We start from the raw sequence: 14,877 nt of genomic DNA on the forward strand, positions 1-14,877 counted from the left end.
TAGATATTATGTGAGCTTAACTGGAGAATTATATGTGAATCCGAGAATTGAAAATCTATTGCAGATTAGTGCTGATACAAGTGAAGATATAAGGCAGCAGGTACCTGATATGGATGCCGGGTTTGATGACTCTGACAGAACATGGGAGATAATTGTCAAGACAGCTGGAAGTCTGGATAGGATTAGAAGCATTTATACAAATGCTGAGTTTACGCAGCTTCTATGTGGATACTGGATTGTAAGAACAACGATTGATAGTATTGAAGCACTTGCTACAGAACCGGAGATAATATTTATTGAAAAGCCTAAGGCATTATATTTTGAATTGTATGCAGCAAAGTCAGAAGCTTGCGTTAATGTTGCAAAAGCAGAAGAAACCCAGTATGGAGGCGTGACTGGAAAAGGTGTACTAGTAGCGGTAATTGATTCTGGGATAGATATAGAAAATGGTGAATTTCTTGATGATTCAGGGAAAACAAGAATTAAGACGTTGTGGGACCAGACAACAGGCATTACATATTCTGACAAGGAAATTAACAGTATACTGGAAGATTACAGGAATGGAGCTGTAAAGACACTGCCAGCTAGGGATGTAACCGGACATGGCAATGAAGTTGCAGTTATTGCATGTGGAAGGAGCGGTGTTGCTTCAGACGCAGATATTATAATTGTAAAGCTGGGAAATTCAGGGGGAAACGCATATATAAGGACAACGCAGATTATGAAAGGCGTTGATTACTGCATAAGAAAAGCTATTGAATATAGTCAGCCGGTTGCGGTTAATATAAGTTATGGTGGAACTTATGGCAATCATGAGGGCAGTTCTATATTTGAAATGTTTATAGATGACTGCTGTTCAACATACAGATGCAGTATATGTATAGGTGTTGGCAATGAAGGAGAAGGCAGAACACATTATTCAGGTCAGCTTGTCAGTGGAAATGTACTGGATGAAGAGCTTGCAATTGGTGATTATGAGCCTCAGATAAGTATACAGATATGGAAAAGGGCAATGGACAATGCAAGAATTGAACTTATTGCGCCAACAGGGGAAAGACTGGTTATAAGTGAAAGAAATGCGGGGGTTGTGCATCATAACATTAAGAATATGCGTATCGTATCAAAGGCGTATGGACCGGGACCATTCTATATGGGTGAAGAGATATATGCAGCCATAGTTGCGACAAGCGGATATATTACTTCTGGAATATGGGATATAAGATTTACCGCAGCAAATGTGTTGGATGGATTCTTTAATATGTGGCTTCCTCCGGTTTCGACATTAAGCAGTGCAACAGGATTTTTAAGGCCGTCGCCTGAGTACACATTTACAATACCGGGGACTTCGAGGCGGGCAATATGTGTTGGCGCCAATGGGCGTGCTCCGGGGAGTGCGGCCACATTTTCAGGCAGGGGAGTTAATGTAAAAAGCGGCCTTCTGCTGTATGCAAAACCTGACATAACAGCACCGGGAGTTAATATAAGAATTCCAGGAAATAAGGAGAAAACTGTCACGGGGACATCTTTTGCAACACCCATGGTTACGGGTGCTGCTGCAATGCTGATGGAATGGGGGATTGTGAAGGGCAATGACCAATATATGTATGGTGAAAAGCTTAAAGCATACCTTATAAATGGTGCAACACGGGTGGGAAATGTATGGCCTGATTCAGCCAGAGGCTGGGGAGAATTATGCGTTGCGGCAAGTATTCCAGCCAAATAAATTCATTTAACACTTGAAAAATATACAAACATTGTGGTAAAGTATGTTTAACATACAGTATTAATGTGTTATTAGAAAAGAGGTTATATATATGAAGATTTCAACAAAGGGAAGATATGCGCTCAGGGTCATGATTGATCTTGCGGAGCATAATACAGGAGAATATATTCCACTTATGGATATTGCCAGAAGACAGGATATTTCTGAGAAGTATCTGGAAGCGATTGTTGCAACATTAAGCAAGAATGATTTTCTCATATCATTAAGAGGAAAGGGTGGCGGATACAAGCTTGCACGCAATCCGGAGGATTATTCAGTGCTTAGCATACTTCTTGTAACAGAGGGTTCACTTGCACCGGTAGCATGTCTTGAGAAGAAGCCAAACAGATGTCCGAAGGTGGCAGAATGTAAGACTTTACAGATGTGGGAAGACTTTGAGAAGCTTGTTAATGATTACTTCAGCAATATTACAATAGCAGATTTGGTTAATTCTAATGTGGGAATAGACAGTTATATTATATAGTAAATGTTAATGATAGTTCATGACTGCCTGAGATTGTTCAGGCAGTTATATTTTTTCTCAAATAACCTATTGACATACTAGGTAAAAGGGTTTAATATATGGACAGTTCAATAAATATTGAATGTTCATCGCATAACAGATGAAAGGATGAGAAATATATGAGTGGTTTTAACACATCACTGCTGCATGATGGCGTTGACGATTATCCCAACGGAGCAACACTTGTTCCTATATATCAGTCAAGCGCATTTAAGCATGAGAGTGCAGAAGAACTGGAGAGAATATTTGATAATAAGGCGATGGGATTCTCATATACGAGAATCAATAATCCGACGATAGAAGCATTTGAAAAAAGAATTACCAAGCTGGAAAAAGGATTTTCAAGTGTAGCGTGTTCTTCCGGAATGGCGGCAATATTTAATTCTATAGCTAATATTGTAAGACAGGGTAATGAGGTTGTTGCTTCATGTGGATTATATGGTGGAACAGTCGAACTGTTTGAAGACTTAGAAAGCTTTGGCATTACAGTGAAATATGTGGCTGATAATAAGCCAGAGTGTTTTGAAGAACTTATAACAGATAAGACAAGAGTTGTATTTGCAGAGACAATCGGTAATCCAAAGCTTGATGTAACAGATATTAAGGCAGTAGCGGATGTTGCACATGCACATGGAATTCCGCTTATAGTTGATAATACGGTATCAACGCCATATCTTATACAGCCTATAACTCTTGGCGCAGATGTGGTAGTTAATTCATCATCAAAGTACATTAATGGAAGCAGTGATGCGATAAGCGGAATACTTACTTTTAATGGAAAGTTCAAGTTTGATAAAGAAAAGTATCCGGGACTTAAACCATATTTGAAATTCGGCCCAATGGCATATATAATTAAACTTCGTAACGGATTATTCAGAAATACTGGTGGTTGTCTTTCACCACAGAATGCTTTTCTTAATAACCTGGGACTTGAGACATTAGGGCTTAGAATGGAGAGGCACTGTTCTAATGCGTATGAACTTGCCAGATACTTAGACACATTTGAAGGAATTACAGTTAATTATCCGGGACTTGAGAGCAGTCCGTATCATGAAGTGGCTGATAAGCAGTTTACTAAAGGCTATGGTGCGATAATAACTTTCAGGGTTGGAAGCAAGGAGAGAGCATTTAAGATAATTAATGCATTAAAGATTCCTAATATTGTTTCTAACATAGGAGATACCAAGACACTGGTTATCCACCCTGCTTCAACGATTGCACTTCATCTAAGCGACAAGGATAAAGAAGCTTCGGGAGTGTATGACGATCTGATAAGAGTTAGCGTAGGAATAGAAGATATAGATGATCTTAAGGAAGATTTCAGGGCAGCCTTAGAGTCTACTGATAATGAATAGTGCATGGCACGGAAATGAGGATATTATGGCAGAGAAAGTTGATTATGGAACACTTAAGAAGGGCGGATTCATGAGACAGAAGCAGAAGAATAACTTCTCACTTCGTCTTGCAGTTGTAGGAGGATATCTTACAGCCGAGAATCTTACCAAGATTGCTGAAGTTGCAGAAAAATATGGAGACGGACATGTCCATCTTACATCAAGACAGGGCGTTGAGATTCCATTTATTAAACTTAAAGATATAGATGCTGTTAAGGAAGAACTTGCAGAGGGCGGTTGCAGACCTGGTGTGTGTGGTCCGAGAGTGCGTACAGTCACAGCCTGTCAGGGCAATACAATATGTCCTAGCGGTAACATAGATTCATATGACATTGCAGTTAAGTTAGACGAAAGATACTTCGGAAGAGAACTTCCACATAAATTCAAATTCGGTGTTACAGGATGTCAGAACAACTGTCTTAAGGCAGAGGAGAATGATGTTGGTATCAAGGGTGCTGCTGATGTTAAGTGGATTGAAGACAAATGTATTGGCTGTGGTGTATGTGAGAAGGCCTGTCGTACAGGTGCAATCACAATGCAGGACGGCAAGGTGGCAGTTGATTATGACAAATGTAATTACTGCGGCAGATGTGCTAAATCCTGTCCAACAGATGCGTGGGACGCACCTTCTGCATATATCATTTCATTTGCAGGAACATTTGGTAATTCTATAAGCAAGGGTGAATCACCACTTCCGCTTATCAGAAATGAAGAACAGTTATTCCGTGTCTGTGATGCAGCAATCCAGTTCTTTGCAGACAACGCAAAGCCAAGTGAAAGATTTAAGTTCACACTCGACAGAGTTGGAAGAGAAGAATTCTATAAGAAGATTAAGGAGGCATACAATGGCTGATTTTGAGATTGATGATACAGTAGATATTACTGATGTGGTCTGCCCAACAACATTTGTTAAGGCAAAGGTAGCACTTGAGGAGTTAGATGACGGACAGATTCTTGCGGTCAGAATGAATGATGGCGAGCCTGTTCAGAATGTTCCAAGAAGTATTAAGGAAGAGGGACATCAGATATTAAAGCTTACAGCTAATGAGGATGGTACATATACTCTTATCGTTAGAAAGGTAGAAGACGAGGATTAAGGAAAGGAGGGCTTATGGCAGCCAGAGCTAATGCAGAGAATTTCGAAGAACTGGTTCTTAAGTCAGAACTTCCGGTTCTTGTGGATTTCTATTCAGATTCATGCATCCCATGCAAGATGATGGCAGGGGTTGTAGGAGACATTGAAGATGATTACGAGGGAAAGCTTAATGTTTACAAGGTAAATGTAAACTTTGATGAATCGCTTGCTTCTAAATATGAAGTATTGGCAGCACCTACATTTGTTGCATTCAACAAAGGTGCTGAGACAGGCAGAATTGCAGGAAAGACAACTAAGGATGTACTGCTTGGATTATTTGAAGGATTAAATTAGTTAACAGGGAGGAATGTTATGAAGATCACAGTTGCAGGAAACAAGAAGGAATATGAAGACGGAATTACAGTAGCAGAGCTTATCGTTAAGGAGAATGTTGAGAATCCTGAATATGTAACAGTTACTGTTAATGATGATTTTGTTGAGAGAGATGATTTTGAGACAACAAAGTTAAATGAAGGCGATGCAGTTGAATTCTTATATTTCATGGGAGGAGGAGCATACTAATGGCGTTTACTAATGAACAGCTTGAAAGGTATTCACGCCACATTATTTTAAAGGAAGTTGGAGCTAAAGGCCAGAAGAAGCTTCTTAATGCGAGCGTGCTTATAATCGGTGCAGGCGGACTTGGTGCTCCTGCAGCTATGTATCTGGCAGCAGCCGGAGTTGGAACAATCGGTATTGTTGATGCTGATGAGGTTGATTTATCTAATCTTCAGAGACAGATTATCCATTCAACAGCAGATATCGGTAAGGCAAAGGTTAAATCTGCTAAAGAAACAATGGAAGCAATCAATCCTGATGTAACAGTTAAGACTTACAGAGAATTCGTTACATCTGAGAATGTTATGGAGCTTATCAAGGATTATGATTTCATCATTGATGGAACAGATAATTTCCCTGCAAAATTCCTTATTAATGATGCGTGTGTTATGGCTGGAAAGCCTTTTTCTCATGCCGGAATCATAAGATTCAAGGGTCAGCTTATGACTTATGTACCAGGAGAAGGACCATGCTACAGATGTGTATTCAAGAACCCACCACCAAAGGACGCAGTTCCTACATGCAAGCAGGCAGGCGTTATCGGAGCAATGGGCGGTGTTATAGGAAGCCTTCAGGCAATGGAAGCTATCAAGTACATCATTGGCAAGGGAGACCTTCTTACAGGAAGACTTCTTACATATGATGCTTTAAAGATGGAATTCCATACAATTAAGCTTCCAAAGGACCATCATTGTGCTATATGCGGAGATAATCCTACAATTCATGAGCTTATTGATTATGAACAGGCTGAATGTGATATGCATAAGTAATAAGAGAAAATATATGTGATGGCAGAATAATGGGATAATCATGTGCAGGCACGCTTTCGCTACTTGTCGTTCACAGCGGTACTAAGCTCGCCAACGCCGAAGGCGTTGGCTTGCTAAGTGCCGGTGACTCCAAAGTGCACTGCACATGGTTATCTCATTATTCTGCTTATATATGTTTTCTCTGCCGGTGCGTGTGCGCGGGGCTTACGCTGGATAAGTATGAAAGTGATAATTTTTATTGGAGGATGAGTATGATTATTCGAATGAAAAAATCTGATTATGATGCAGTTGTGCAATATTGTTTATCGGGGCTTCCTAATGAATCTTGTGGGCTTATTGCGGGATTTGTTGATGGTGATGTTAAGTCTATTGAGAAAGTGTATTTTCTTACTAATCTTGATAATAATAATGTGCATTTTACTATGGATCCTAAAGAGCAGTTTGCTGCAGTCAAGGACGCAAGAAGTCTTGGCCTGACTATGCTTGGTAATTTCCATTCTCACCCGGAGACTCCTTCAAGACCTTCTGAGGAAGATAAAAGACTTGCATATGATTCAACTGCTGTATATATGATTATGTCACTTATGGATAATGATAATCCTGTGTTTAAGGCATTTGGTGTTGATAAGGATAAGAATGTTACCGAGCATGTGCTGGAGATTGTGTAGGGTAATGTGTCTGGATACTGTACGTAAGAAGAACATCAGCAGAGTGATAATGGTCCGATACAAGGTGTTATACACATGATACCTATAGATAGTCGCATTGTAAGAATCCTTATAGGGAAAAAGAAGGAGAATTTAAATTATTTTTAGTTTTTTGAAGCATAATAACCTATAAGCGGCATGAAATAAGCAGCTTTATAGGTAAATATGAAACTAAAATGGAGAAAAAGTGGAAAATATGCCTATAAGAGAGCAAGAAGATATGATTATATAGGCAGAGAACGAAAATGAATGGTTTGAAAATCACCTCTTCGCTTTATGTTAAGTGAAGGGGTTTTTTATGTATGGAAGGAAAATGAGGAAACTACGCGATTCTCGCTACGCTGGATTGATATTTCAGGCATTTGTTAGTAACATTTTAATAAACAGACAGTGCTGTGAAATTAATTGACAATCAAGGAGGACGACATATGGATAAGCAGAAGACGGGCGAGCTTATAAGGAATGCGAGGATTAAAAAAGGGTATACCCAGGTTGAACTTGGTGATTTAATTGGTGTAACCAATAAGGCAATTTCAAGATGGGAAAAAGGGGGTTCACTTAGATAAAGATACCACATCAATCCCACGCTGACTTTTGCTCAACCGATACAGCCGGAGGGCTGGATAACAAGAAAAGGCGGTATGCGCCCCGTGGAGGGGTAGCATATCGCCTTTTCTTGTGGGGGTTTCCAAAGGGGGCAACGCCCCCATTTGGCACACGACTTTGCGAAGCAAAGTGTAGTGTGTTATACGCTCTGTCGGCGTTGCCGTGAAAATGCCGTTGCCGCCGGGGAGGGCAAGGGCATTTGAAGCGGCAGGAAAACAGGGCTGTGCTTGCGTGGCGTAGAGCCGTAAGCACAGGTCTGGTTTCAACAGCAGACTGGGCGTATATGAAAGCCCCCGTCCCTCGTCCTACGCTCCGACTTGTGGACAAAGTGTCCCGAAGTTGTGGCCACACTCCCGGAAAAGTAGCAGGACAGCGGGCAACCGTCAAGGCTGAAATGAACGGGGTTACACCCGGCCTTGACCGCCGCCCGCCGCCCCGCTGGATGGGTGGACAAGGCGGCCAATCCCTCAAAGTGCTTGTCCGCGCTCTTTCTGATTTTGAGGTATTCAGTTTTTCAAAATTGAATAATCAAAATAAATTTTTTCGATTGAAAAAATTTTATTTGTTATCATCTTCAATGCCATATTTTTTCTTTTGCCGAATCACATAATTACTGATTTTTTCATCATATAGTGGATACTGGTAATCCAACTGGCATGCCACTTCTGACGAAACCTCCCGGAACAATGCCATACATTGTTCAAAGGATTCCCACATATGGGGATAGGAATCCATATTATAAGTGGACATAAGTCGTTCCCACAATTCCTCTGGGGCATATTGCTTCATAAATTTATAGTTTTTTCCCAAACTGAAATGAAATCCCTGTTTGATACCAATCAGCCAGGAAATCATGCGAAGCAATTCTTTTCGTACTATATCATTCATATGGTCAATAGCAAAAAGAATTTCTTTGCGGCATAAGCCCTTTACTACATATGTTGTAGTATTCCAAAATTCATTACAGCAATCGTCAAACATTCTTTGAGTAGGCTTCTGCAAGTGGTAGTCTATATCCGTTGGTATTGGCGGCTTTACGATACGGTTGTCTTTATCCAACAGTAACTTTACCAGTTTATCCCATGTAAAATACTCGTCTATCAGTTCCAGCGGCAGCAAAGTTAAATCTATCTTAACATCATCAGTAAACAGCATTAAATATGAAAATCCCTTTTCTACAGCTGGAAATAATTCCATATCTTCCGGCTTTTGCAGAATCAACCTTTCACCAAATATATCTAGCCATTTATCATCACTTGTGAAGCTGTCCATATCCGTAACAAAAAAAGTAATATCAAAATCCTGAAAATCATCAGGCGGAATATTTGTATTTGTTCTAGATCCTTCCAAAGTAACCATGCGAATGCGTTTGTCTGTTTTTGCAAAATTCAAAACAATATCATAAACTTCCTTTTCTGATCTCATTTTTATCTCCTCCAATTATTGAAATAGGTGTGAAACCATTTTAGGGCTTTCCCGCCTTGATTACCCTTTAGCAAAGACGGGCGGGACTGTCAACGGCGGCGCATGAAATGCGCCGTTCATCTTGACCGTTGACTGGCTCGGCTGGCTTTGCTATCTCTCGATAAATTGTACCGAAATATTGAATTATTCTGGTACATACAAATAGCAACCTTTCACATGGTCATTTACAATTCCGATTGCCTGCATATACGCATATATAATCGTGCTGCCTACAAACTTAAAGCCTCGTTTTTTTAAGTCTTTACTGATTCTATCTGAAAGTGGCGTTGTTGCAGGAATGTCCGCTTCCGATTTGAAATGATTATGAATCGGTCTATTCTTAACATAAGACCAAATAAACTTATCAAAACTTCCGTATTCTTCTTGGATTTTGATAAATTGCTGTGCGTTTGTGATTGTCGACTTAATTTTTAATCTATTGCGAACAATATTGGGATTTTGCATTAACTCATCAATTTTAGTTTCGTCATAGAGAGCAATTTTTTGATAATCAAACTCGTTGAAGGCTTCCTTAAATGCAGCTCTTTTATTTAATATCGTCAGCCATGATAATCCGGCTTGCATACCTTCAAGAACCAACATTTCAAATAGTTTTCTATCATCATGAACGGGCTTTCCCCATTCCTCATCATGGTATTCTTTATAGAGTTCTGTGGTTGCCCACGAACATCTTTCTCTATCGTCTTTCTTCATGGTATCCTCCGTTTGTAAAATTTGTTTTTGTCGCCCACTTATTTTCTCCCCCGCTGGGGCTTTGGATTTTTCAGTAAATCTGACTTCTGCGCAATCCGCTTCAGCCACTTCCTTTCTTCCTCGGACAGCTTCTTGTAATTCAGTTTGAGCCGCTTGCAGATAAACATCATAGCCGCCTGTTCCGGGTCGCTGCCCGGGCTGGCGGTTTCCTCGGCGGTCTGTAAGAAATCTTCCAGAGGATTGTCCTCCGGGACGCTGAAAAAATCGTCCTTGTGGGCTTCCCGCAGGTCGAGGGCTATCTTGTTTATGTCCTGCTGTATCACATAGCGGCAAAAGCTGTCGTCGTCAATATGGGCGGCGATAAGCTGCCTTAACTGCGGGTCAGTCAAGCCGGGATTGTGTTGTTTCATAATCGTTGCACTCACGGCGTCCACAATGGCGTTTGCACTCTGTACCTGTTTTCCCGCCACGCCGTTCACATAGATTTCAAGGTCGGCCATGAGCCGGGGAAAATCCGGGTGGGTCGCCAGTTCACACAAAAGGGAATTGTCCACCCGCCCGCTTTTCAATAGTTCAATCATATCGTCGCTCAAACGCAGGTCTGCAAGATCGGCGTTTGGGTGATTTTTTGTTTGGGAACGGCCCAGCAGATAATCAACAGTCACTTCGTAAAACTTTGCTAACTCAATAAGGGCATAGTGGCTGATGTCTTTGAACTTGTCCCCCTCATAACTGCCCAAAGCAGACTTGGAGAGATGGGTCTGCTCCGCAAGTTGTTCCAATGTCAGCCCACGCTCCACACGCAGGTCTTTTAGCCGTTCCTGTATGGATAACTCCATGCTCTCCCTCCTTGTCTGCCCGATAAATTCCAATTTGTCACTCTGTACTTATTATTTTACCACAATTCCGAGAGCGTGGAAATAGCCTGTTTCTTAAGCCGATTTCCCACCTTTCGGATATACGGAACGGGCGGTCATTTAGGTGTAGACTTAGGGTAGTTCATCGATGGACAGCACCTTGAAAACAGAATGACCGTCCGAAAAGGGATACCCCGGCTGGGGAAGCACCGCAAGGAGCCGGACTTCGGGACAAAATGTCCCGAAGTATGGGGAGCGTGCCAACGCCGGAACACGCCGCAGGAATGGGGCAGGAAACCTTTTCGGGGAGAACGGCAACGGAAAGCAAAATGGAGGGAACGCATGAGAGATAACCCCTATAAAGACTTGCCGCCGCTGGAACGCAAGCCGGACGGTTCCCTTTACCGCATGACACCGGCGCAGAAGAAACAGGCGGCCAGCCTGATACGCCGGGAGTGCTGTTGCTTTGAGGACGGCAACTGCATTGTCCTTGATGATGGGGACACCTGCACCTGCCCGCAGACAGTTTCTTTCTCGGTCTGCTGTAAGTGGTTCCGCTGGGCGGTCTTGCCGCTGGACGGGACGCTGGAAGCGGAGATTTTCCGGGATAAGGACTTGAAACGCTGTGTGGTCTGCGGCGGTGTGTTCGTCCCCAAATCCAACCGGGCAAAATACTGCCCCGGCTGTGCCGTCAGAGTTCACAGGCGGCAGAAAACAGAAAGTGAACGGAAAAGGAGGTCTGCTGTGGACAGTTAGGAGCGAAAAAAGCCTTGATTTATCAGGCTCCGCAAGCCCCAAACCGGGGCAGGTGGTATAAAGTATCGCCCGCCCCGGAAAACGGGCTTCTAACCGTCCACAAAACGCACTATGACAAATACCATCTATATCCATCAGCCGGAAAAGGCGTTCAGCTTCACCCGGCTCCCGAATTTCCTCTTTGAAGCCCCCACATTCAAGCCCCTGTCCAACGAGGCAAAGGTTCTGTACGCCTTTATCTTGCGCCGGACAGAGTTATCCCGCAAGAATGGGTGGGCGGATGACTGCGGACGGATTTTCCTGTATTACCCTATCTGTGAGGTGGTTGACCTGCTCCATTGTGGGCGGCAGAAAGCGGTGAATACCCTGCGGGAACTGCAATACGCCGGACTGGTGGAAATCCAGAAGCAGGGCTGCGGAAAACCCAACCGCATTTTCCCAAAATCCTATGAAGCGGTTCCAAACACCGACTTCAAGAAATCCGGTTCTGGTACGCCGGAGGACTGAAAACCGTACCCATGAAGTACGGAAATCACTCCTGAGACGTACGAAAACCGGACGGTATATAGAAATACAAAGATAAAAAGATTGATTTATATTCTATCCATTCCAATCCTATCCGAGCTATTTTCTGCGGGATTTTCCCTGTGGAAAACCCCGGATAGGAAAGGAATGGGGAAAGGAGCAGAATGGCACAACACGCAATTTTACGGTTTGAGAAGCACAAGGGCAACCCGGCAAGGCCGCTGGAAGCCCATCACGAAAGACAGAAAGAACAGTATGCCAGCAATCCCGACATTGACACAAGCCGGAGCAAATACAACTTCCATATCGTCAAGCCGGAGGGACGCTATTACCACTTCATTCAGAGCCGGATTGAGCAGGCCGGGTGCCGAACCCGCAAGGACAGCACACGGTTTGTCGATACGCTGATAACCGCCAGCCCGGAGTTTTTTAAGGGGAAATCCCCAAAGGAGATACAGGCGTTCTTCCAAAGGGCAGCGGACTTCCTCATTGGACGGGTAGGCCGGGAAAATATCGTGTCGGCGGTGGTACACATGGACGAGAAAACGCCCCACCTGCATTTGACCTTTGTTCCGCTGACAAAGGACAACCGCCTGTGCGCAAAGGAGATTATCGGCAACCGGGCAAACCTGACGAAGTGGCAGGACGATTTTCACGCCTATATGGTGGTGAAATATCCCGACTTGGAGCGTGGGGAGAGTGCCAGCAGGACAGGCCGGAAGCATATCCCCACCCGGCTTTTCAAACAGGCGGTTTCCCTCTCCAAACAGGCCAGAGCCATTGAAGCCGCCCTTGACGGCATTAACCCGCTGAACGCCGGAAAGAAAAAAGAGGAAGCCCTCTCCATGCTAAAAAAGTGGTTCCCGCAGATGGAGAACTTCTCCGGGCAGTTGAAAAAGTACAAGGTTAAAATCAATGACCTGTTGGCGGAGAATGAGAAGTTGGAAGCAAGGGCAAAGGCCAGCGAAAAAGGAAAGATGAAAGATACGATGGAACGGGCAAAGCTGAAAAGCGAACTGGACAATTTACAGCGGCTGGTTGACCGTATCCCGCCGGATATACTGGCGGAACTGAAACGTCAGCAGCGGCACACGGTAAAGGAAAGGTGATAGATATAAGCAGAAATTTTCGCCGCCTTTGTGCGGCATTGTACCTTGAAGACTGAATATGGAGGACACTGGATGGCAAAAAGCGAAAGCGATATTTTTACACCCCGGACAGGGCAGGTCATACAAGCAGAGAACGGCACGCAGTATTTTGTATGTGGGAACAACCGTATAAAAATCTCCGAACACTTCGCCGCAGGCGGGAAGCCCCTCGGTGATCTGATTGTAGATGTGGTGCGGCATACCGCAGAAAAAGCCGCTTCAACCTGATAGTCCATCATTGATAACACGCCCACGCTTATGATATAATTGCCATAGAGCAAAAGTATTGTAAGCGTGGGTTGTTTCTTTAGAAGGAGGATTTTTAACGGTGAAACAACCTTACAATACTACGATTTACAACACGGCGCTTTATATGAGATTGAGCCGGGACGATGAACTGCAAGGAGAAAGCGGGAGTATTCAGACACAACGCATGATGCTCCGGCAATATGCCGCCGAGCATGGCCTGAATGTCATAGATGAATATATCGACGATGGATGGTCTGGAACGAACTTTGACAGGCCGGATTTTCAGAGAATGATTGATGACATTGAGGACGGGAAAATCAACTGCGTTGTTACGAAGGATTTATCCCGCTTAGGCAGAAACTACATTCTGACCGGCCAATACACGGAAATCTACTTTCCCAGCAAAGGCGTCCGCTATATCGCTGTCAATGACAATGTGGACACCATCAACGGAGAGAATGAGCTTGCCCCATTCCTCAACATTCTGAATGAAATGCACGCCCGCCAGACCAGCAAAAAGGTAAAAGCGGCCATGCGGACACGGTTTGCAAATGGCGCACACTATGGAGCCTATGCCCCGCTGGGCTATGTCAAAGACCCGGATAAGAAAGGTCATCTTTTGGTTGACTCGGAAACAAGGTGGATTATCGAAAAGATTTTTGACCTTGCCGTTCATGGCCGGGGAGCCGCCAGCATTACACGGATTTTGGTCGAAGAAAAAGTACCTACTCCCGGCTGGCTGAATTTCCAGAGATACGGCACTTTCGCAAATATCTATGCCGGAGCGCCGGAGGAAAAAGCCTATGCGTGGACGATAGCGCAGGTAAAAAGTATTCTGAAAGAGGAAACCTATATCGGACACAGCATCCACAATAAGCAGACCAACATTTCATTCAAAAACAAGAAGAAAGTACGCAAGCCAAAAGAGGAATGGTATCGTGTGGAGAACACCCACGAAGCGATTATTTCCGAAGATGTGTTCCGTCAAGTACAGGAGCAGATTTGCAACAGGCGCAGACGGCAGAAGAACGGCACAACGCAGATATTTTCCGGGCTGGTAAAATGTGCGGACTGCGGTTGGTCGCTGGCCTATGGTGTGAACAGTCAGAACAAAAATCCCTATGCCCACTACCATTGTAGCAAGTACGGGCAAGGATTGCACCAGTGTTCCATGCACTATATCCGTTATGATGTGCTTTACGCCTATGTCCTTTCCCGTCTGCAATACTGGTCTGTGCTGGCACAGCAGGACGGGGACAAACTTCTGAAACGGCTACTTAACGCCAGCGACAAGGAACGCAATACTGCAAGGAAGCGGCAGACAGCCGAACTGAAAAAGGCGGAAAAACGCAAAGCAGAAGTAGACACCCTGTTTGCAAAAATGTATGAGGACTGGTCTGCCGGACGCATTACAGAATACAATTTCAATATGCTGTCCGAAAAGTATCAGGGCGAACAGCGAGAATTGAACGCAAAAATTGAACGGCTTCACGAAGCGATGGAGGCCGCTGCCCAGACAGCGGTTGACGCTGAAAAGTGGATAGGTCTGATGAAACAGTATGTCAATCCCACAGAATTGACGGCTGAACTTCTGAATACGCTGATTGAAAAAATCCTTATCCATGAAGCGGTCAAAAGTGAGGACGGAAGCCGGGAACAGGAGGTAGAAATCTTCTACCGCTTTATCGGCAAAATCGAATGACACATCT

Annotated in this window: 18 protein-coding genes; 15 read left to right on the forward strand and 3 right to left on the reverse strand. The window is 43.7% G+C overall.

From position 1 onward, the window contains the following. Positions 1–34: 34 nt before the first annotated feature. From GKE48_RS12525 to GKE48_RS12570, 10 genes are all read left to right on the forward strand, one after another. Positions 35–1,723, forward strand: coding sequence for a S8 family peptidase (locus GKE48_RS12525; protein ID WP_173016940.1), 1,689 nt, complete (start codon positions 35–37; stop codon positions 1,721–1,723). 91 nt (positions 1,724–1,814) lie between these two features. After that, complete coding sequence (locus GKE48_RS12530; protein WP_055216714.1) at positions 1,815–2,246, forward strand: RrF2 family transcriptional regulator; 432 nt, start codon at positions 1,815–1,817, stop codon at positions 2,244–2,246. A 158-nt stretch (positions 2,247–2,404) separates the two neighbouring features. Further along, complete coding sequence (locus tag GKE48_RS12535; protein ID WP_154301217.1) at positions 2,405–3,640, forward strand: O-acetylhomoserine aminocarboxypropyltransferase/cysteine synthase family protein; 1,236 nt, start codon at positions 2,405–2,407, stop codon at positions 3,638–3,640. Between the two features lie 25 nt (positions 3,641–3,665). Further along, positions 3,666–4,532, forward strand: coding sequence for a 4Fe-4S binding protein (locus GKE48_RS12540; RefSeq protein ID WP_022098036.1), 867 nt, complete (start codon positions 3,666–3,668; stop codon positions 4,530–4,532). Then, positions 4,525–4,776 (forward strand): sulfurtransferase TusA family protein, encoded by a 252-nt coding sequence (locus tag GKE48_RS12545; protein ID WP_022098035.1) that lies wholly within the window; start codon positions 4,525–4,527, stop codon positions 4,774–4,776. The genes GKE48_RS12540 and GKE48_RS12545 overlap by 8 nt, the downstream gene beginning before the upstream one ends. A gap of 14 nt (positions 4,777–4,790) precedes the next feature. Then, positions 4,791–5,108: a thioredoxin family protein gene (locus tag GKE48_RS12550; RefSeq protein ID WP_154301218.1), complete on the forward strand. Its 318-nt coding sequence runs from the start codon at positions 4,791–4,793 to the stop codon at positions 5,106–5,108. An 18-nt stretch (positions 5,109–5,126) separates the two neighbouring features. Further along, positions 5,127–5,336, forward strand: coding sequence for a sulfur carrier protein ThiS (gene thiS / locus GKE48_RS12555; protein WP_012738891.1), 210 nt, complete (start codon positions 5,127–5,129; stop codon positions 5,334–5,336). After that, positions 5,336–6,142: a thiazole biosynthesis adenylyltransferase ThiF gene (thiF, locus tag GKE48_RS12560; RefSeq protein WP_022098033.1), complete on the forward strand. Its 807-nt coding sequence runs from the start codon at positions 5,336–5,338 to the stop codon at positions 6,140–6,142. Before thiS ends, thiF begins: the two co-directional genes overlap by 1 nt. Positions 6,143–6,393: 251 nt before the next feature. Next, positions 6,394–6,810 carry a M67 family metallopeptidase gene (locus GKE48_RS12565; protein WP_154301219.1) on the forward strand — a complete coding sequence of 139 codons (417 nt, stop codon included), beginning with the start codon at positions 6,394–6,396 and terminating at the stop codon, positions 6,808–6,810. A 467-nt stretch (positions 6,811–7,277) separates the two neighbouring features. Further along, entirely contained in the window at positions 7,278–7,415 is a 138-nt protein-coding gene (locus tag GKE48_RS12570) for a helix-turn-helix domain-containing protein (RefSeq protein ID WP_154301220.1), read from the forward strand. Between the two features lie 598 nt (positions 7,416–8,013). Here the strand turns inward: GKE48_RS12570 and ant(6) are convergent. The 3 genes from ant(6) to GKE48_RS12595 all read right to left on the reverse strand — a co-directional run bounded on the left by ant(6) (position 8,014) and on the right by GKE48_RS12595 (position 10,472). Then, complete coding sequence (ant(6), locus tag GKE48_RS12585; RefSeq protein WP_006426509.1) at positions 8,014–8,880, reverse strand: aminoglycoside 6-adenylyltransferase; 867 nt, start codon at positions 8,878–8,880, stop codon at positions 8,014–8,016. A 183-nt stretch (positions 8,881–9,063) separates the two neighbouring features. Continuing rightward, entirely contained in the window at positions 9,064–9,633 is a 570-nt protein-coding gene (locus tag GKE48_RS12590) for a DNA-3-methyladenine glycosylase I (protein WP_005934810.1), read from the reverse strand. Positions 9,634–9,671: 38 nt separating this feature from the next. Beyond that, positions 9,672–10,472, reverse strand: coding sequence for a helix-turn-helix domain-containing protein (locus GKE48_RS12595; RefSeq protein WP_118573097.1), 801 nt, complete (start codon positions 10,470–10,472; stop codon positions 9,672–9,674). Positions 10,473–10,832: 360 nt separating this feature from the next. Here GKE48_RS12595 and GKE48_RS12600 point away from each other — a divergent pair, with 360 nt between their 5' ends. From GKE48_RS12600 to GKE48_RS12625, 5 genes are all read left to right on the forward strand, one after another. Further along, complete coding sequence (locus GKE48_RS12600; RefSeq protein ID WP_154301221.1) at positions 10,833–11,246, forward strand: cysteine-rich VLP domain-containing protein; 414 nt, start codon at positions 10,833–10,835, stop codon at positions 11,244–11,246. A 111-nt stretch (positions 11,247–11,357) separates the two neighbouring features. Then, complete coding sequence (locus tag GKE48_RS12605) at positions 11,358–11,753, forward strand: replication initiator protein A (RefSeq protein WP_087275076.1); 396 nt, start codon at positions 11,358–11,360, stop codon at positions 11,751–11,753. A 182-nt stretch (positions 11,754–11,935) separates the two neighbouring features. Then, positions 11,936–12,880, forward strand: coding sequence for a MobV family relaxase (gene mobV / locus GKE48_RS12615; protein ID WP_154301222.1), 945 nt, complete (start codon positions 11,936–11,938; stop codon positions 12,878–12,880). 72 nt (positions 12,881–12,952) lie between these two features. Then, positions 12,953–13,147, forward strand: a complete 195-nt coding sequence (locus tag GKE48_RS12620; protein WP_002334813.1) for a hypothetical protein — start codon at positions 12,953–12,955, stop codon at positions 13,145–13,147. Positions 13,148–13,292: 145 nt separating this feature from the next. Further along, complete coding sequence (locus GKE48_RS12625) at positions 13,293–14,870, forward strand: recombinase family protein (protein ID WP_154301246.1); 1,578 nt, start codon at positions 13,293–13,295, stop codon at positions 14,868–14,870. Positions 14,871–14,877: the final 7 nt, after the last annotated feature.

The sequence above is a fragment of the Lachnospira eligens genome (assembly GCF_009680455.1).
Classification (GTDB): domain Bacteria; phylum Bacillota; class Clostridia; order Lachnospirales; family Lachnospiraceae; genus Lachnospira; species Lachnospira eligens_A.